We start from the raw sequence: 18,485 nt of genomic DNA on the forward strand, positions 1-18,485 counted from the left end.
GGAAGGCGGCCATGGTCGAGACTTCGGCCGTCCTCGGGTTCCCGCGGTCGGAGGCGCGGCTTCGGCGGCGGAGTCACGGGTGCATGCGGGCGCCCTTCACCACCTTGTCGACGGCGTTCCTCGGGCCGTGCACGGCGAGCCCGACCAGGTCGAGGTCGGTGCCGGCGACCGCCTTGACCGCGGCCCGGTTCTGCACGTCGCCGGGGGTGCTGAACAGCTCGGCGGTGAACACGGCCGGGGTGAGCGCGCGCTCCAGCGCCCGGGTGCGCGCGGTGGCCAGCAGCTCACCGGGACCCTGCAGGACCATGACCGGCTGCCGGATCATCGGCAGGTAGCCGGTGCCGTCGGCGTCCTCGTAGGGCTCGCCGACCAGCTCCGGCCCGGTCGCGACGATGCCGCTGACCAGGAACGAGGTGACGTTGAGCGCCTGCCACGGGGCGAGGTCGTCGCGCAGCAGGACGGCGATCTTGGTGGCCCAGCGGGGCAGCTCGTCGGGGGAGGTCATGTCGGTCAGCGTCGCGCCGGTCGGGGCCCCGGGTCTTGTACGTTCCTGACGTGGCCGAGGTGACGGCGTGGCGCCCCGCGGTGCCCGGGCTGACCGAGGTGCTGCACGCGCACTTCACCGACCACGTCTACCCGGCGCACACCCACGAGGCGTGGACGCTGCTGCTGGTCGACGACGGCGCGGTCCGCTACGACCTGGACCGCCACCCGCACGGCGCCACCCGCGGGTTGGTCACCCTCCTGCCGCCCGGCGTCCCGCACGACGGGCGGTCGTCGTCGGCCGCCGGGTTCCGCAAGCGGGTGCTGTACCTGGACCCCGGCACCCTGGGCGCCGACCGCGTGGGCACCGCGGTCGACCAGCCCGCCGTCGACGACCCGGCGCTGCGGGCCCGGCTGTCGGCGCTGCACGCGGCGCTGAGCCCGGGCGGTGACGCGCTGGAGGCGGAGAGCCGGCTGGGCTTCGTGCTGGAGCGGCTGGCCCAGCACCTCGACCGCGCGGTGGTCGCCGCCCCCGACGTCCGCGACGACGCCCTCGCCGACCGGGTGCGCGAGCTGATCGACGCCCGCGTGGCCGAGGGGCTGTCGCTCACCGAGACCGCGGAGACGTTCGGCGTGCACCCGACGTCGGTGGTGCGGGCCTTCACCCGGCGGCACGGCCTGCCGCCGCACCGCTACCTCACCGGCCGCCGGATCGACCTGGCCCGCCGGCTGCTGCTGGCCGGCATGCCCGCCGCCGAGGTGGCCACCGCGGCCGGGTTCGCCGACCAGTCGCACCTGACCCGGCACTTCCGCCGGATGCTGGACACGACGCCGGGGGCCTACGCGCGCTCGGCCCGCTGACCCGGCTCAGCCCCGCAGGTCGGTCTCCTCGAGCACCGGTGCGCCGAGGGTGCGGCCGTCGGGGAGGGACACCTCGACCGCGGTCACGGCACCGGGGTCGGTCACCACCGCGACGCCGTCGTCCAGCGGGAGCTCGTCCAGGACGGCGCCGGCCGGGTCGAGCAGCCGCACCGCGTCCGCACGCCGCGGACCCACCACGAGCAGCACCGGCGCGGGCCCGCCGAGGTCACAGAGCACCGGGACCACCCGCTGCCCCAGCGGCGGCCCGGCCGGCTGTACCCCGGTCACGCACGTCGAGCTCTCGGTCCGGCCGCTGAGGTCGGCGGCGGTGCCGTAGGGCGCGGTGAGGACGACGGCCCCCGAGGGCTGGGGCACCGCGTACACGGTGGTGCGCACCGGCCGGCCGGCCTCCCCGGGCAGGTCGCCGGCCCACAGCACCGTCGTCCCGGTGGTGTCGGCGCGCTGGCCCAGGCGACCGAGCAGGGCGCGCAGCTGGTCGCCGGCCGCGTCGTCGCCGGCCGCCGGCTCGGGTGCCGACCGCAGGCGCGGCAGCCACGGCGGCCCCGGGTCGGGCTCGCTCACCAGGTCCAGCGGCCCGGCCGGCAGCGGTTGCCCGTCGCGGACGACGGTGAACCGCACCGCCGGGGAGTCGGTGCGCGTCGACTGCGGCAGCTCGACCACGGCGACCCCGTCGTCGGTGGGCACGGGGGAGGAGGTGCGGCCCACCGTGCCGTCGGCGGCGACCTCCGGCCGGGGCGACACCTCGACCACGTCGCCGGGGGCGCCGACCACCACGAGCCCGCCGCGCACCGGCGCGGCCAGCGCCACCGGCAGGGTGCGGTCGGGACCCAGCCGGACCGCCTGCACGCGCATGGTGCGCGGCGCGGCACCGGGCAGCCCGGCGAACCAGGCGGCGGCGAAGTCCTGGCCCTGGCCGCTCACGACCAGCGCGGCCCGCCCACCGTCGACGTCGGCCGCCCACACCACCCGGCGGTCGGCCGGCGGTGACTCCGTGGCCAGGTCGGTGCCCGCCCAGCCCTGCGCGGCCAGCTCGGCCAGGAAGTCGGCGTCCCCGGCCAGCGACCCGCGGGGAGGTCCGGCGAAGACGTCGACGGCGGCGGCCGGCGCGCCGGGCCAGGGCACGACGCGGACCAGCCCAGCCAGCCCGGCCAGCACCAGCACGGCGGCGAGCACCCGCCGCCGGGCCCTCCGGCGGGACCGGCGCCGCTCACCGGCGCCCTGCTGCAGCGCGGCCGCCTGCTCCGCGGTCAGCGCCGTGCCGGCCGCCAGGGCGAGGAGCCGGTCCGTCAGCGGCGTCCGGTCGGGCTCGCGCACCGTCGGCGGCGAACCGGGCGCGCGGAACGGCGCCTCGTAGCGCTCCCGCTCGGCCAGGACCCGGGCGTCCTGCCGGCCCAGCTCGGCGGCCAGCGCGGTCGCGGCCGCGTCGGTCTCCGCCGGTCCGGCCCCCAGCTCCGCGGCGGACGACGGGTCGAGCAGGCCGACGACGGCCAGCACGCGGGTCCGCCGCGGCACGGCGCGCAGCGCGGCCGTGAGCGCCTCGGCGGCGGGGTCCCGGAGCGGGGACACCGGCGTGGGCCCGGGGTGGTCGACGGCGTCGAGGGCGGCGCGGGCCACCGCCCGCCGCAGCGCCGCGGGCTCCCGGCGTCGTCCGGCCAGCGCGGCGGTGACCAGGGCCTCGGCGTCGGTGCGGTCGTCGGTGAGCAGCACGGCGAGCGGCCATCCGGCGGCGGGGCCGTCGACGTCGTCGTCGGGGTGCACGTGCCCTCCGTCCCGCCGGGGTGCCCGGCGGGGTCCATCGTCCGCCCTGTGCAGGCCCTCGCGCAGGGGCCCGCCGTCAGAGGGGGCCTTCGTCAGGCGGGGGACAGGTCCAGGTCGGCCAGCGCCGCGGTGACGTCGTCCTCGCGGACGAAGTCCAGCGCCAGCAGCCGGTGCACCAGCACCCCGCGACGGGTCAGCCGCAGGTCGGCCGGGCGCAGCCGGGCACGGACCGCGCCGGGCCGGGCGGCGGTCGGCGGCGGGTCGAGCAGGCCGGCGCGCTGCAGGTCGGTGACGTCCTCGCGGGCGCCCCAGGCGCGCCACGCGCGCGGCTCGTCCTCCAGCGACCCCAGCGGCAGCGGCACGCGGTCGCGCCGGCCGACCGCGGCCAGGAACACCAGCTGCCGCCAGCTGCACGACTGCGCCAGCTGCAGCGCCCGGGCCGCCAGCGCGGTGTCGACCTCGGGGGAGACCACGACCTCGGCGACCAGGTAGCCCAGGTGCCGCACGCGGCGCTCCTCGGTGGTGGTGCGCGCGGCCTGGACGACGTCCTCGACCAGGCGCTCGGCGGCCGAGCGCGCCGCGGTGGTGACGCTGAAGAACCCGTCGCCGCGCACCGGCCGGCCCTGGTGGGCGCGGGTGACCGACAGCTCGGCGGCGAAGGCGAGGACGGCGCCGGCGCGGGCGCGCTCCCAGGTCAGCGGCAGCTCTGCGGCGGAGGTGGCGGCGTCGCGCAGGCAGGAGGCCAGCCGCTCGTCCAGCCGGACCGCGCTGCCGTCGGGGTCGAACAGCAGCCCGGCGACGGCGCGGGTCATCGACCCGGCGACCAGCTCGCCGGTCTCGACCAGGTCGCGGCCGGGGGTGCGCTCGTCACCTCGGAAGTCCGTCACGCGGTGATCATGGCCCGGTCCGGGCGGTGACGCACCTGGCCGACGCCGGCCCTCACCACAGCGGGGCAGGGGCAGTGAGCACAACGGAACACGAGGTCACCGCCTCGGCAACGACCAGGCCACACCGACCCGTCACCGTCCCGCCATGGCCAGCTCCGTCACCGAGACCACCGCTCCGCCGACCCCGCACCAGCCCGGCCGCCTCGGCGGGCGCTGGATCGACGACTGGCGCCCCGAGGACCCCGCCTTCTGGGAGTCCAGCGGCAAGCGCGTCGCCCGCCGCAACCTCTTCTTCTCCGTCTTCTCCGAGCACATCGGCTTCTCCATCTGGAGCCTGTGGTCGGTGATGGTGCTGTTCCTGCCCGAGCCGGTGTTCGGCATCGACCCGGCCGGCAAGTTCCTGCTCACCACCCTGCCCACGGCGCTCGGGGCGTTCGTCCGGCTGCCCTACACGTTCGCGGTCGCGAAGTTCGGCGGCCGCAACTGGACGATCATCAGCGCCGCTCTGCTGCTCGTGCCGACCGTCGCCACCGCGATCGTGCTGGAGCCCGGCGTCTCCTACTCCACGCTGCTGTTCGTCTCCTGCCTGGCCGGCGTGGGCGGCGGCAACTTCGCCAGCTCCATGACCAACATCAACGCCTTCTACCCGACCCGGCTCAAGGGCTGGGCGCTCGGGCTCAACGCCGGCGGCGGCAACCTCGGCGTCCCGGTGGTCCAGCTGATCGGCCTGCTGGTGCTGGCCACCGCGGGGGCCGACAGCCCGCGGATCGTGCTCCTCGTCTACATCCCGTTCATCGTGCTGGCGGCGGTCGGCGCCGCGCTGGTGATGGACAACCTGACCTCGGCGCGCAACCAGCCGCGGGCGATGCGGGAGGTCGCCCGCCAGCCGCACACCTGGATCATGTCGTTCCTCTACATCGGCACGTTCGGTTCGTTCATCGGCTTCGGGTTCGCCTTCGGCCAGGTGCTGCAGAACCAGTTCACCGAGGACTTCGCCACCCCCTTGGCGGCCGCGCAGCTGACCTGGCTGGGGCCGCTGCTGGGCTCGCTGATCCGCCCGCTCGGCGGCTCGCTGGCCGACCGGTTCGGCGGCGCCCGGATCACCTTCTGGACCTTCATCGCCATGGCGGCCGGCGCCTCGGTGGTGCTGCTGGCCAGCCGGCAGGAGTCCCTGCCGCTGTTCCTGGTCGGCTTCGTGTCGCTGTTCGTCCTCAGCGGCATCGGCAACGGCTCGACCTACAAGATGATCCCGGCGATCTTCCGGGCGAAGGCGATGGACGACGTCGCCGCCGGCGGGGACTCCGACGCCGCCGACCGGCTGGCGCTGCGTCGCTCCGGGGCGCTCATCGGCATCGCCGGCGCGGTCGGCGCCTTCGGCGGGGTGCTGGTCAACCTGGCCTTCCGCCAGTCGTTCCTGGAGACGCGGACCGGCGACAGCGCCTACCTCGCGTTCATCGCCTTCTACGTCGTCTGCGTCGTCGTCACCTGGGTCGTCTACCTGCGCCCGGGCAACCGGCTCGCCGGCGTCTGACCGGCGGCCGGGACGGCGGGGCGGGGCGCGGCCGGCGCCCCGCCCCGCGGCACGTCCGGAGGCGTTCCGGTCAGGTTCCCGCGACCGCACGACGCCGTCCGGGACGGCGTGCGGTGCACGTACCGCAGCGGCAACGCAGGTGAGCGGGGAGCGTCACGCGGGCTCCCTACGGTCGGGTCACAGGCGCCGCACAGCGGCGCCCTCCCGGAACAGGAGCTCGATGTCCCCGATCCTCCCGAAGTCCGACGCCGCCGACCTGGTGGTCGCCGCGCGGATCAGGCGCGGCCTGACCTGGTCGCAGATCGCCGACCGGATCGGCGCACCGCCGGTCTGGTGCACCGCCGCACTGCTGGGCCAGCACCCGATGAGCCGCGACCAGGCCGAGGGTGTCTGCGCGCTGCTCGAGCTCGACGAGTCGGTGGCCGAGAGCCTGCAGCTGCAGCCCTACCGCGGGTCGGACGCCGCGGCGATGTCCGACCCGACCGTCTACCGGCTCCTGGAGGCGATGTCGGTCTACGGGCCGGCGCTCAAGGAGCTGATCCACGAGGAGTTCGGCGACGGGATCATGAGCGCGATCAACTTCAAGGTCGACATCGCCCGGCGTCCCCACCCCGACGGCGACCGGGTCGTCATCACCCTCGACGGCAAGTTCCTCGACTACCGCTGGTGACCTCCCCGGCCGGACCCGGCCACCCGTACCCCCCTCGACCTCTGCAGCTGAGGAGCACCCATGTCCTACGTGGCACCCAAGGACTTCGTGACCAAGATGATCGACGCCGGTGAGGCGAAGGTCTTCATGGCCACCCGCGACACCCTGATCCGCGCCTTCATGGCCGGCGCGATCCTGGCCCTGGCCGCCGCCTTCGCCGTCACCGTCACCGTGCAGACCGGGCAGGCGATCGTCGGCGCCCTGCTCTTCCCGGTCGGCTTCTCCCTGCTCTACCTGCTCGGCTTCGACCTGCTCACCGGCGTGTTCACGCTGGTCCCGCTGGCGCTGATCGACAAGCGCAAGGGCGTGACCGTGCGCGGCATGCTGCGCAACTGGGGGCTGGTGTTCACCGGCAACTTCGCCGGCGCCCTCACCGTCGCGGTGATCATGGCGGTGATCTTCACCTACGCGTTCTCCGTGCCGCCGAACGAGATCGGCGAGCGGATCGGGTCGATCGGCGAGGGCCGCACCGTCGGCTACGCCGACCACGGCGCGGGCGGGATGCTGACGCTGTTCCTGCGCGCCGTGCTGTGCAACTGGATGGTCTCCACCGGGGTCGTCGCGGCGATGATGTCGACGTCGGTGTCCGGGAAGGTCATCGCGATGTGGATGCCGATCCTGCTGTTCTTCTACATGGGCTTCGAGCACTCGATCGTGAACATGTACCTGTTCCCCTCCGGGCTGATGCTCGGTGGCGACTTCTCGGTCATGGACTACCTGGTGTGGAACGAGATCCCGACCGTGCTGGGCAACCTCGTGGGTGGGCTGGCCTTCGTCGGGCTGACCCTGTACGCCACCCACGCCCGCACCGCCGCCTCCCGCCGCCCCGAGGGCGTCGCGGCGGTCGAGCCGGTCCCCGCGCCGCGGGAGGCCCAGCCCGTCGGCTGACCCAGCACCGTCGTCCGGGGCGGTCGTCCTCCTGCGGGGGAGCGGCCGCCCCGCCGTCCGTCCGGGCCCTCGTTCAGACGGCCAGGCGGTACCCGCGCTTGACGACGGTCTCGACCACCGGGGCACCCAGCGCCGCGCGCAGCCGGGTGACCGCCATCTCGACGGCGTGCGCGTCGCCCCCACCGGAGAGCTCGCCGAGCAGGTCCGGCCGGGAGACGACGACGCCGGGACGGCGGGCGAGCGCGCGCAGCACGGCCATCGGCCCCGGCGGCAGCTCGACCAGCCGGCCGTCGAGCACCGCGGCGTGCCCGCGCACCTGGAGCGTGTGCGGGCCCGAGGTCAGCACCGGGTGCCGGGCGGGCAGGTCGGAGACCACCGAGCGGGCCAGCGCCCCGAGCCGGGCCCGCTCGGGCTGCACCGTGCGGATGCCGGCGGCCTCCAGCGGGGCGGCGGTCACCGGGCCGACGGCCACCGGCAGGACGGCGTCGGCGAAGGCGGCCAGCACCCCCGAGCGCACGCCCTCCTCGCCGGCGACCTGCAGCAGGCTGGCCGCGGCCGGGGCGCTGGTGAAGGTGACCGCGTCGACCCCGCGGGCGGCGATGGTCGCGACCAGCCGGCGCAGCGGCGCGGTGTCCTCGGGCAGCACCCAGCGGTAGACCGGCACGGTCAGCACGTCGGCGCCGGCCTGGCGCAGCCCCGCCACCAGGTCCGGCAGCGGGTCCCCGTGCAGCTGGACGGCGATCCGGCGTCCCCGGATCGGGCCCTCGGCGCCCGACAGCAGGTGCTCGAGCACCTCGGCGGAGTTCTCGGACTCCGGCGACCAGGCGTCGACCAGGCCGGCGCCGCGGATCGCCCCGCGCGCCTTCGGGCCGCGGGCCAGCACCCGGGAGGTGAGCAGGTGCTCGCGCAGCGGGAGGTCCCAGGCCTCGGCGGCCTCCAGCCAGCCGCGGAAACCGACCCCGGTGGTGGCGACCACCAGGTCGACCGGCTGGGCCAGCACCTCGCGGGTGGCGGCCACCAGGTCGGTGTCGTCGGACAGTGGCACGATCCGGATGGCCGGGGCGTGGACGACCCGGGCACCGCGGCGGTCCAGCAGCGCGCCGAGCTCCTCGCTGCGCCGGGCCGCGGTGACCGCCACGGTGTAGCCGGCCAGGGGGAGCAGCGCCACGGCCGGGGCGTCGTCGCCGGGGCTCTGCTCCGGTGGGGCGAGCTCAGGGTCGGTCACCTCACCATGGTGCGGCCTCGGTGTTGCGCCCGTGTGACGCACCGGCTGCGGGCGGCGCTGCACGTCGGCTCCGGGAGCGTGCACGATGGTGGGGTGCCCCCCACCCCGCCGCCCCCGGTCTCCGCCGTCCCGCGCCGGTTGCGGCTGATCACGGCGCTGGCCGCGGCGGGCCTGGTGGCCGCCATGACCGTGGTGGCCGTGCTGCTGAAGAGCTCGACCACCGGCGTGGTGTCCTTCCAGACCGCCGACCAGCTGGCCATGGTCGGCCTGGGCCTGGCGATGGGCGCCGGCGTGCTGGTGGTGGGCCGCTCGCGGGTCGACGCCGACGCCTCGGGCCTGCGGGTGCGCAACGTGATGATCAACCACGAGGTGCCGTGGGGCGCCGTGCGCGCGGTCCGGTTCGACCAGCACTCGCCGTGGGCCACGCTGCTGCTCACCAACGACGACGAGCTCGCGGTCTCCGCCGTCCAGGCCGCCGACGGCGAGCGGGCGCTCGTCGCGGTGCGCGGGCTGCGCGCGCTGCTCAGCGACCACCAGGCCCGCGCGGCCGCCGCCGCGCCGCCCAAGGAGGACCTGCTCTACCCCGACTGAGCCGGCCGCGCACCCGGGAATGACGGACCGGCCCCCGGCGCTGTAGAGTGAGCGCGCCTCCACCTGCTCCACCGAGGCGCGAGAACCACCCGGTGGCCGAGTTCGCGAGATCCCGGCCACCGACCAAAGAGGAGCCCGCTCCCACCTGGTGCCGTCACAGGCGCTCAGGTCCCCGGAAGACGACCGGCCTGTCCGGTCGTCGCCGTGACCGCACCCTCGACGAGGGTGCGGCTGCGGCAGTCGGCGAGTGGGCCCTGTGAGCGACCAGCTCACGGGGCCTTTTCCGTCGGTGCCCCGGGACGGGTGCGGCTCCTCCCCGCAGCAGCAGAGGAGAGGCCATCACCGAGCCCCGTATCAACGACCGTATCCGCGTCCCCGAGGTCCGCCTCGTCGGACCCGAGGGCGAGCAGGTCGGCATCGTGTCGATCGGCGAGGCGCTGCGGCTGGCGCAGGACAGCGAGCTCGACCTCGTCGAGGTCGCGCCCATGGCGCGCCCGCCCGTCGCCAAGCTCATGGACTACGGGAAGTTCAAGTACGAAGCCGCGCAGAAGGCCCGCGAGGCCCGGCGGAACCAGGCGCTCACCGTCATCAAGGAGATGCGGCTGCGCCTGAAGATCGACCCGCACGACTACGAGACCAAGAAGGGCCACGTCGAGCGCTTCCTCAAGGGCGGCGACAAGGTCAAGATCACCGTGATGTTCCGCGGTCGCGAGCAGTCCCGCCCCGAGATGGGCTACAAGCTGCTGCAGCGACTGGCCGGGGACGTGTCCGACCTGGGGGTCGTGGAGTCGAACCCCAAGCAGGACGGCCGCAACATGGTCATGGTGATCGCTCCGCACCGGAACCAGGCGGCCTCCGACGCCGTCCGGCGCACCGCGAAGGCGGAGAAGCACGCAGCAGCGGGGGAGCAGGCACCGGCCGAGCAGGCGCCTCCGGCCTGAGCCGGACACCCCTGGGCACCGACCTGCACCACCGCACCAGACCGCCCGCGCCGGGAGCACCCGCTGCTCCCGGTGCGGACATCCACGAACAGGACGAGGACATGCCGAAGAACAAGACCCACAAGGGCGCCGCCAAGCGGATCCGCGTCACGGGCAGCGGGAAGCTGGTGGCCGAGCACACGAACAACCAGCACAAGTTCGAGCACAAGTCCGGCTCCCGGAAGCGGCGGATCTCCGGCACGGCTGAGCTGAACCCGGCGGACACCAGCCGGATGAAGAAGCTCCTCGGCATCTGATCCCGCCCCCCTCCCGAACGAGCAGACAGGAGCTTCCACGTGGCACGCGTGAAGCGGGCGGTCAACGCCCAGAAGAAGCGTCGTACGACCCTCGAGGCCGCCAGCGGCTACCGGGGCCAGCGGTCCCGGCTGTACCGCAAGGCCAAGGAGCAGATCCTCCACTCCGCGACCTACAACTACCGCGACCGCAAGGTCCGCAAGGGTGACTTCCGCAAGCTGTGGATCACCCGGATCAACGCCGCGGCGCGGCAGAACGACATGACCTACAACCGGTTCATGCAGGGCCTGAAGCTGGCCGGCATCGAGCTGGACCGCAAGGTGCTGGCCGAGCTCGCCGTGAACGAGCCCGCCACCTTCACCTCGCTGGTGGCCTCCGCCCGGGCCGCGCTGCTGGCGAACCCGCAGGCGACCGGCGCCCAGGCGCCCACCGCCGCCTGAGCACCACCTCGTAGCACCCGCGACGCCGTCGCCGGTGGGTCCTCGTGACCCACTCGGCGACGGCGTCGTCGTCTGTCCGCCCACCGTGAGAGGAACCCCGTGCCCGACGTGTTGACCGAGCGCTCCGCGCGGGTCGTCGCCGCCCGCAAGCTCACCCGCCGCAGCGGCCGGGACGACGCGGGCGCCTTCCTCGCCGAGGGCCGGCAGGCGGTCAGCGAGGCCCTCGCCCAGGCCGCGGTCGAGCCGGACGCCGTCCTGGAGGTGTTCGCCACCGAGGCGGCCGCGGCCGCGCACCACGAGCTGCTGTCCGGGACCCGGGTGCCGGTCCGGCTGGTCACCGACAAGGCCGCGGCCGTGCTGTCGGAGACGGTCACCCCGCAGGGGCTGGTCGCCGTGTGCGCGCTGCGCGACGTCCCGGCGCAGCGGCTGGTCAGCGACCCGCCGCGGCTGGCCGTCGCGCTGGCCGAGCTCAACGACCCCGGCAACGCCGGCACCGTGCTGCGCACCGCCGACGCCTGCGGGGCCGGCGCGGTCGTCTTCGGCGCCGGCTCGGCCGACCCCTACAACGGCAAGGTCGTGCGCAGCAGCGCCGGCAGCCTGTTCCACGTCGACGTCGTCCGCAGCGCACCGCTGGCGGAGCTGATCGGTCAGGTGCAGGCCGCCGGGATGACGGTGCTCGCCGCCGACGGCGGGGGAGAGGTCGCGCTGGACGCCGCCGCCGGCGACGGGCTGCTGGCCGGTCCGGTGCTGTGGCTGTTCGGCAACGAGGCCCGCGGGCTGGACCCCGCGCTCGCCGCGGCCGCCGACGCCCGGGTGCGCATCCCGATGCGCGGGCGGGCCGAGAGCCTCAACCTCTCCGTCGCCGCCGCCATCTGCCTCTACGCCACCCAGCTCGCCCAGCCCTGAACTCACCAGGGGCCGGAGTCGCGATCTCGGCCCCGGAGGGAGGATCGCGGTCGGCCTTGAGGACTGGAGGGCCGAAGTCGCGACTTCGGCCCTCGGGTGGTCGCCGTCAGCGGTCGGCGGGGTGCTTGCTCGCGTACATCCGGGCGTCGGCGCGGTGCAGCAGCGGGCCGAACTGGTCGCCGTCCTCGGGGTGGACGGCGACACCGATGCTCACCCGCACGGTGACCGGGCTGCCGGCGAGGAGCACCGGCTCGTCGAGCACCGCGCGCAGCTCCTCGGCCACCTGCTCGGCCTCGGCCCGCGCGCTCGCCGGGTCCAACCCGAGCAGGCCGACCAGGAACTCGTCGCCGCCGAGGCGGGCCAGCAGGTCGTTGCGGCGCAGCCGGCCGCGCAGTCGCCCGGCGACGACCTGCAGCAGCTCGTCGCCGGCGCCGTGGCCGAACGCGTCGTTGACGGCCTTGAAGCCGTCGAGGTCCAGGAACAGCAGCGCGACCGCGCCGCCGTCCAGCCGGGCCTGCCAGAGCGCGGACTCCACCCGTTCCTCGAAGCGGCGGCGGTTGGGCAGCCCGGTGAGCGGGTCGGTGTAGGCCAGCTCCTCGATCCGGGCCAGGTGCTGGCGGGTGCGGTCCCGCTCGGTCAGCAGCTCCCGCTCGGCGTTGACCCGGTGGGTGACGTCGGTCTGCACCCCGATGTACTGCACGACCGCGCCCGAGGCGTCGATGACCGGGGCCAGGTGGATCTCGTTCCACCACAGCTCGCGGTCGGGGCCCCGCTGGTTGAGCAGCGTGGCGCGGAACTCCTGGCCGGCGCTGATCGCGGACCGCATCCGGCTGATCGTCGCCGGGTCGGTGTCGGGGTGCTGCAGGAAGCGGCAGTTGCGGCCGAGCACCTGCGCGGCGGGCAGGCCGGCGAGGGCCTCGAAGGCGCTGTTGACGTAGATCAGCGGCTGGTCCGGCGCGGTCATGTCGGTGATCGCCACCCCGCTGGTGGTCGCACCGAGGGCGCGCAGCAGCAGCGGCTCGTCCGGCGCCGGCCCGAGCAGCGCCGAGTGCGCCAGCGGTGCGTCGACCGCGTCGTGCTCCGCGGGCTGCGGCGGCGCGGGCCGGGCGGCGACACGGGCCACCAGCGAGACGCCGGCCTGCTCGACGGTGGTGCGCTCGTAGGTCAGGGCGTACTCGTAGCGGCGCTGGGCGTCGGGACCACCGTCACCGAGGTCGCGGGCCAGCAGCGCCGCGCTGAAGTGCGGGCTGAGGACGACGACGTCCCACTCGCCGCGGACCGGGTCGGCCGGGTCGAGGTGGGCACCCCGCAGACCGGGCACCGGCTCGAGCGGCAGGTCGGCGCCCAGCGCACAGACGAAGCCGGTGCGGGACACGAGGTCGCGGTAGCGCTGGGTGGTGGCCGGGGTGAAGTGCCGCGCCTCCTGGAAGGTGGCGGCGACGACGCAGGTCTCGCCGAGCCGCATCGCCTGGCGCTCCAGGTGCTTGCTCAGCTCGATCAGCAGCGCCTTGGGGGCGACGCGCAGCTCGGTGCCCGCGGGCAGCAGGCCGAACGGGGACACCTGCGCCTCGGCGCCGGGGGCCGGGGGCACGGGCAGCCGCAGCTCGCCGACCGCGCGGTCGCGGACCGCGGTGGCGCCCGGCCGGCCGAAGTGCCACCCCTGGCCGAGGCTGGCGCCCAGGGCGCGTGCGGTGGCCAGGTGCGCCTCGTCCTCGATGCCCTCGGCGAGCACCAGGGCGCCGGTGCGCTCGGCGTAGCCGTTGACCGCGTTCATGATCTCGGCCACTGCGGGGCCGGGGCGCTGCTGCACCAGCCGCAGGTCCAGCTTGACCACGTCGGGGCGCAGCAGCGGCATGAAGGCCAGCGACATGGAGTCCGCGCCCACGTCGTCCAGGGCGATGCCCCAGCCGACCTCGCGGACCCGGGCCACGGCGCGCAGCAGGTCGGCCGGGCGGGTCGCCAGCGCGCGCTCGGTGATCTCCACGACCACCCGCAGCCCGGCCGGGGCGGTGGTGGCGATGGCCAGCAGCTCCTCCAGCGGCGCGGACTCCAGGACGGCGGGCTCGACGTTGACCAAGACCGTGAGCGGGGCGCCCAGCTCGGCGGCGACGGCCCCGCGCAGGGCGGCCGACCGGCACAGCGCGTCCAGCTCCGCGAGCCGGTCGGCGGTGCGGGCGGCGGCGAAGAGCGCGTCGGGGGTCTGCAGTGGCCCCTGCGGTCCACGGGCCAGCGCCTCGTAGGCGACGACGCGGCCGGTGCCCAGCTCCACGATGGGCTGGTAGACGCTGTGCACGCTGCCGGCGCGCAGCACCTCGTCGAGGGTCGCGGTCGGGATGGCGGTGGTGGTCACGTCGCGGGGATCGGCACCACGCGGCCGGCCCTTGCGTCCCTGCCGGGCCGGACCACCCCTGTGGGTGAGGCCCTGGGACCGGGTGGGGCGTGACCATCGGGAACCCGGGCGCGCGGGGAGTCCTCCGCCGGGCAGAATGGCCTCCCGTGTCTGGCGCCAACGATCCCTACGACCCCAAGCAGGTCGCCGCGCTGTCCCCGGAGGCCCTCGACGCCGCGGTCGACGCCGCGGTGACGGCCTTCGCCGCGGCCGCCGACCTGGCCGAGCTGGCCGCGGTCCGGCCGGCCCACCTGGGCGACCGCGCGCCGGTGCTGCTGGCCCGCCGCGAGCTCGGTGCGCTGCCGCCGGCGGCCCGCTCCGACGCCGGCAAGCGGGTGAACGCCGCCCGGGTGGCGGTGACCGACGCCTACGCGTCCCGGCTGGCCGTGCTGGAGGCCGAGCGCGACGAGCGGGTGCTGGCCGAGGAGCGCGTCGACGTCACCCTGCCCTGGGACCGCGCCCCGCGCGGCGCCCGGCACCCGCTGACCACCCTCACCGACCGGATCGCCGACGTCTTCGTCGGGATGGGCTACGAGGTCGCCGACGGCCCGGAGCTCGAGGCGGAGTGGCTGAACTTCGACGCCCTCAACACCGGCCCCGACCACCCGGCCCGGTCGCTGGCCGACACGTTCTTCGTCGCGCCGGAGGACTCCGGCCTGGTGCTCCGCACGCACACCAGCCCGGTCCAGGCCCGCACCATGCTCGAGCGCACCCCGCCGATCTACGTCGTGGCCCCCGGGCGGGTCTACCGCACCGACGAGCTGGACGCCACGCACACCCCGGTGTTCCACCAGGTCGAGGGCCTGGCCGTCGACAAGGGGCTCACGATGGCCCACCTGCGCGGCACCCTCGACCACCTGGCCCGGTCGCTGTTCGGCGCCGACGCCCAGACCCGGTGGCGGCCGCACTTCTTCCCCTTCACCGAGCCCTCGGCGGAGTTCGACGTCTGGTTCCCCGAGCACCGCGACGGCCCGCAGTGGGTCGAGTGGGGCGGCTGCGGGATGGTCAACCCCCGGGTGCTCACCGCCTGCGGCATCGACCCGGAGGTCTACACCGGGTTCGCCTTCGGCATGGGCATCGAGCGCGCCCTGCAGTTCCGCTCCGGCGTCGGCGACATGCACGACATCGTCGAGGGCGACGTCCGGTTCACCACAGCGTTCGGAGTCGACCAGTGAGTGAGCATCGCAGCGAGCGCCAGCGAGCGAGGAGCGGAGCGAACGTGTTGCGGAGCAACGGAGTGAACGAGTGAAGGTCCCTGTCAGCTGGCTGTCCGAGATGGTCGACCTCCCGGCCGGGATCACGGTCGAGGAGCTCGACGCCGCCTTCATCCGGCTGGGCCTGGAGGTCGACGACGTCCTCCGCCCGCCGGTCACCACCGGCCCGCTGGTGGTCGGCCGGGTGCTGGAGATCGAGGAGCTCACCGGCTTCAAGAAGCCGATCCGGTACTGCCAGGTCGACGTCGGTGAGGACGCCCCGCGCGGCATCGTCTGCGGTGCGCGCAACTTCGCCGTGGGTGACCTCGTGGTCGCCGCCCTCCCGGGTGCGGTGCTGCCCGGGGACTTCGCCATCGCCGCCCGGACGACGTACGACCACGTCTCCGACGGGATGATCTGCTCGGTCCGCGAGCTGGGCATCGGCGAGGACCACGCCGGCATCCTCGTGCTGGGTCAGGACGGGTACACCCCGGGGACGCCGGCCGCCGGCCTGCTCGGCCTGGACGACGTCGTGTTCGACCTCGAGGTCACCCCGGACCGCGGCTACGCGATGAGCCTGCGCGGCATCGCCCGCGACCTGGCCGCCGCACTGGCCGTCGACTGGCGCGACCCCGCGGCGCTCACCCCGCCCGCCTGGTCCGGTGAGCCGGCCTGGCAGGTCACCGTCGCCGACCCCGACCGCTGCGACCGGTTCTCCATGGTGGCGCTCGAGGGCCTGGACCCGGCTGCGCCCAGCCCCTGGGCGATCCGCCGCCGGCTGGCCCAGAGCGGCGTGCGCAGCATCTCGCTGGCCGTCGACGTCACCAACTACGTGATGCTCGAGCTCGGGCAGCCGATGCACGCCTTCGACCGCGACCGGCTCAGCGGCCCGATCGAGGTGCGGCTGGCCCGCGCCGGCGAGCGGCTGACGACCCTGGACGGCGTCGACCGCGCGCTCACCGACGACGACCTGCTGATCGCCGACGGGTCCGGCCCGATCGGGCTGGCCGGGGTGATGGGCGGAGCGTCCACGGAGATCGGTGACGGGACGACCAACGTGCTGCTGGAGGCCGCCCACTGGGCGCCCACCGGCGTCTCCCGCGGCGTGCGCCGGCACAAGCTGCCCAGCGAGGCGGCCAAGCGCTTCGAGCGCGGCACCGACCCCGAGGTCACCGTCGTGGCGCTCGCCCGCGCCGCGGCCCTGCTCGCCGAGCACGGCGGCGCCCGCGTCGTCGGCGCGCCGGTCGACCTCGACGTCCGCAGCCCGCGTCCGGTCATCGCCCTGGACGCCGCCCTCCCCGGGCGGATCGCCGGCGTCGACTACCCGGCGTCCCAGGTCGTGGACGTGCTCCGGGGGATCGGCGCCTCCGTCGACGCCGATGGTGAGCGCCTGCAGGTGACCCCGCCGTCCTGGCGCGGTGACCTCACCGACCCCGCCGACCTGGTCGAGGAGGTCGTCCGGTCCGTGGGGCTGGACGAGATCCCGTCGGTGCTGCCCAGCGCCCCCGCCGGCCGCGGGCTCACCGACCGCCAGCGGCGGCGCCGCAGCGTCGGCCGCGCCCTGGCCGACGCCGGTTACGTCGAGGCGCCGTCCTACCCGTTCCTCGGCACCGCCGTCCTCGACGACCTCGGCATCCCCGCCGACGACGAGCGGCGCACGCTGATCACGCTGCGCAACCCGCTGTCGGAGGAGGCCCCGGCGCTGCGGACGACGCTGCTGCCCGGGCTGCTGGGCTCTCTCGCCCGCAACCTGGCCCGCGGTCAGCGCGACGTGGCGCTGTTCGAGCACGGCGCCGTCTTCCCCGGCGGCCTGACCGGCACGGCTCCCGTGCCCGGCGTCGACCGCCGTCCGGACGACGAGACGCTCGCCGCGCTGCTGGGCGCGGTGCCGGTGCAGCCCTGGCACGTGGGCGTGGTGCTGACCGGGCAGCGTGAGCCGCGCGGCTGGTGGGGGCCGGGCCGCCCGGCCGGCTGGGCCGACGCGGTGCAGGCCGCCCGCGTGGTGGCCGAGGCCGCCGGCGTCGAGCTGACCGTGCGCGCCGGTGAGCTCGCGCCCTGGCACCCCGGCCGCTGCGCCGAGCTGCTGGTGGGGGAGACCGTGGTCGGCCACGCCGGCGAGCTGCACCCGCGGGTGTGCGCGGCGCTGGAGCTGCCGGCCCGCACCTGCGCGATGGAGCTCGACCTGGACGCGCTGCCGCTGGGGGGCGTGCCGGTCGGTCCGGTGATCTCGACGTTCCCGCCGGTGCACATGGACGCCGCCCTGGTCGTCGCCGACGAGCACCCGGAGGCGCTGGTGCGCGACGCGCTGGCCACCGGGGCGGGGGAGCTGCTGGAGGACCTGCGGCTGTTCGACGTCTACACCGGGACCCCGATCCCGGCCGGCAGCCGGTCGCTGGCCTACGCGTTCACCTTCCGCGCGGCCGACCGCACGCTGACCACCGAGGAGGCCCGGGCCGCCTTCGAGGCAGCCGTCGCGTCGGCGGCCTCTGCGACGGGGGCGGCCCTCCGTGCGTAGTCCGGACCTCAGCGGCACCGTCGCCCTGGTCACCGGCGCCTCGGCCGGCATCGGCCGGTACCTGGCGCAGGGGCTGGCCGAGCGCGGCGTCACCGTGGCCGGCCTCGCCCGCTCCGGTGACCGGCTGGTCGCCGCGATGGACGAGGTCGCCGACGCGACCGGTGCCCGCACCCTGGCCGTGGCCGCCGACGTCACCGACCCCGACGCCGTGCAGGCCGCGGTCACCCAGGTGGTCGCCGAGCTCGGGCCGGTCACGCTGCTGGTGAACAACGCGGGGCTGATCGACGCCGCCGAGGTGCCGCTGTGGGAGGCCGACCCCGAGCAGTGGTGGTCGGTGGTCGAGAGCCAGGTGCGCGGGCCGTTCCTGCTCGCGCACGCCGTCGTCCCCGGGATGGTCGCCGCCGGAGGTGGCCGGGTGATCGGGCTGGGCAGCGGGCTGGGCACGCGGGGGAGCGACGTCTACAGCGCCTACTCCGCGGGCAAGTCCGCGCAGATGCGGATCACGGAGGGCATCGACTCCGCCGGGGCCGCGCACGGCGTGCGCGCCTTCGACCTGGCTCCGGGCGTGATCGACACGGCGATGACCCGGGCGATGCCGGTGCACGCCGGGCGCACCGCGTGGACCCGCCCCGAGGACGTCGTCGCGCTCGCGGTGGCCATCGCCGCCGGTGAGCTCGACCAGTGGTCGGGGCGCTTCCTGCGCGCCGGCGCGGACGACCTCGAGACGCTGCGCCGCACGACCCCGGAAGGCGCGGCGCGTCAGCTGCGGCTGCGGCCGTACGGGGACACCGACCCCGTCGGCTGAGCCCGCCGGAGCGTGGCCCCTCGACGTCCGGTCGGTCGGCTGTCATGG

The 18,485-nt window shown here is 75.6% G+C and carries 17 protein-coding genes; 12 read left to right on the plus strand and 5 right to left on the minus strand.

What is annotated here, in order from left to right; translation table 11 throughout:
* Nucleotides 1-73 precede the first annotated feature (73 nt).
* Nucleotides 74-505 (minus strand): DUF2000 family protein, encoded by a 432-nt coding sequence (locus ACGBYP_RS05100; RefSeq protein WP_411582177.1) that lies wholly within the window; start codon nt 503-505, stop codon nt 74-76.
* A 50-nt stretch (nt 506-555) separates the two neighbouring features.
* Between ACGBYP_RS05100 and ACGBYP_RS05105 the strand changes: the two genes are divergently transcribed.
* Entirely contained in the window at nt 556-1,344 is a 789-nt protein-coding gene (locus ACGBYP_RS05105; RefSeq protein ID WP_411582178.1) for a helix-turn-helix domain-containing protein, read from the plus strand.
* A gap of 6 nt (nt 1,345-1,350) precedes the next feature.
* On the opposite strand, the gene ACGBYP_RS05110 is transcribed toward ACGBYP_RS05105, so the two are convergent.
* Nucleotides 1,351-3,123, minus strand: coding sequence for a hypothetical protein (locus tag ACGBYP_RS05110; RefSeq protein WP_411582179.1), 1,773 nt, complete (start codon nt 3,121-3,123; stop codon nt 1,351-1,353).
* 92 nt (nt 3,124-3,215) lie between these two features.
* Nucleotides 3,216-4,010, minus strand: a complete 795-nt coding sequence (locus ACGBYP_RS05115) for a hypothetical protein (RefSeq protein WP_411582180.1) — start codon at nt 4,008-4,010, stop codon at nt 3,216-3,218.
* A 145-nt stretch (nt 4,011-4,155) separates the two neighbouring features.
* On the opposite strand from ACGBYP_RS05115, the gene ACGBYP_RS05120 reads away from it, so the two are divergent.
* From ACGBYP_RS05120 to ACGBYP_RS05130, 3 genes are all read left to right on the plus strand, one after another.
* The gene (locus ACGBYP_RS05120; RefSeq protein ID WP_411582181.1) at nt 4,156-5,541 is read left to right on the plus strand and encodes a nitrate/nitrite transporter; all 1,386 of its coding nucleotides are present in this window, start codon (nt 4,156-4,158) and stop codon (nt 5,539-5,541) included.
* A gap of 220 nt (nt 5,542-5,761) precedes the next feature.
* Nucleotides 5,762-6,211, plus strand: coding sequence for a cyanase (gene cynS / locus ACGBYP_RS05125; RefSeq protein ID WP_411582182.1), 450 nt, complete (start codon nt 5,762-5,764; stop codon nt 6,209-6,211).
* 60 nt (nt 6,212-6,271) lie between these two features.
* Nucleotides 6,272-7,138, plus strand: coding sequence for a formate/nitrite transporter family protein (locus ACGBYP_RS05130; protein ID WP_411582183.1), 867 nt, complete (start codon nt 6,272-6,274; stop codon nt 7,136-7,138).
* Between the two features lie 73 nt (nt 7,139-7,211).
* On the opposite strand, the gene ACGBYP_RS05135 is transcribed toward ACGBYP_RS05130, so the two are convergent.
* Entirely contained in the window at nt 7,212-8,363 is a 1,152-nt protein-coding gene (locus tag ACGBYP_RS05135; RefSeq protein WP_411582184.1) for a uroporphyrinogen-III synthase, read from the minus strand.
* A 93-nt stretch (nt 8,364-8,456) separates the two neighbouring features.
* Between ACGBYP_RS05135 and ACGBYP_RS05140 the strand changes: the two genes are divergently transcribed.
* From ACGBYP_RS05140 to ACGBYP_RS05160, 5 genes are all read left to right on the plus strand, one after another.
* The gene (locus tag ACGBYP_RS05140) at nt 8,457-8,954 is read left to right on the plus strand and encodes a PH domain-containing protein (protein WP_411582185.1); all 498 of its coding nucleotides are present in this window, start codon (nt 8,457-8,459) and stop codon (nt 8,952-8,954) included.
* Between the two features lie 353 nt (nt 8,955-9,307).
* Nucleotides 9,308-9,895, plus strand: a complete 588-nt coding sequence (gene infC, locus ACGBYP_RS05145) for a translation initiation factor IF-3 (RefSeq protein ID WP_411582233.1) — start codon at nt 9,308-9,310, stop codon at nt 9,893-9,895.
* 101 nt (nt 9,896-9,996) lie between these two features.
* A complete protein-coding gene (gene rpmI / locus ACGBYP_RS05150) occupies nt 9,997-10,191 on the plus strand; it encodes a 50S ribosomal protein L35 (protein ID WP_411582186.1) in 195 nt (64 codons plus the stop codon).
* Between the two features lie 39 nt (nt 10,192-10,230).
* Nucleotides 10,231-10,629 (plus strand): 50S ribosomal protein L20, encoded by a 399-nt coding sequence (gene rplT, locus ACGBYP_RS05155; RefSeq protein ID WP_411582187.1) that lies wholly within the window; start codon nt 10,231-10,233, stop codon nt 10,627-10,629.
* 99 nt (nt 10,630-10,728) lie between these two features.
* On the plus strand, nt 10,729-11,535 hold the full coding sequence (locus ACGBYP_RS05160) for a TrmH family RNA methyltransferase (RefSeq protein ID WP_411582188.1): 807 nt from the start codon (nt 10,729-10,731) through the stop codon (nt 11,533-11,535).
* A 106-nt stretch (nt 11,536-11,641) separates the two neighbouring features.
* On the opposite strand, the gene ACGBYP_RS05165 is transcribed toward ACGBYP_RS05160, so the two are convergent.
* A complete protein-coding gene (locus tag ACGBYP_RS05165) occupies nt 11,642-13,885 on the minus strand; it encodes a diguanylate cyclase domain-containing protein (protein ID WP_411582189.1) in 2,244 nt (747 codons plus the stop codon).
* 146 nt (nt 13,886-14,031) lie between these two features.
* Between ACGBYP_RS05165 and pheS the strand changes: the two genes are divergently transcribed.
* The 3 genes from pheS to ACGBYP_RS05180 all read left to right on the plus strand — a co-directional run bounded on the left by pheS (nt 14,032) and on the right by ACGBYP_RS05180 (nt 18,437).
* The gene (pheS, locus tag ACGBYP_RS05170; protein ID WP_411582190.1) at nt 14,032-15,099 is read left to right on the plus strand and encodes a phenylalanine--tRNA ligase subunit alpha; all 1,068 of its coding nucleotides are present in this window, start codon (nt 14,032-14,034) and stop codon (nt 15,097-15,099) included.
* Between the two features lie 70 nt (nt 15,100-15,169).
* On the plus strand, nt 15,170-17,632 hold the full coding sequence (gene pheT, locus ACGBYP_RS05175) for a phenylalanine--tRNA ligase subunit beta (RefSeq protein WP_411582191.1): 2,463 nt from the start codon (nt 15,170-15,172) through the stop codon (nt 17,630-17,632).
* Nucleotides 17,625-18,437 carry an SDR family NAD(P)-dependent oxidoreductase gene (locus tag ACGBYP_RS05180; RefSeq protein WP_411582192.1) on the plus strand — a complete coding sequence of 271 codons (813 nt, stop codon included), beginning with the start codon at nt 17,625-17,627 and terminating at the stop codon, nt 18,435-18,437. Before pheT ends, ACGBYP_RS05180 begins: the two co-directional genes overlap by 8 nt.
* Nucleotides 18,438-18,485: the final 48 nt, after the last annotated feature.

Origin of the sequence: Modestobacter sp. SSW1-42 (assembly GCF_046635825.1) — a bacterium.
Taxonomy (GTDB): domain Bacteria; phylum Actinomycetota; class Actinomycetes; order Mycobacteriales; family Geodermatophilaceae; genus Modestobacter.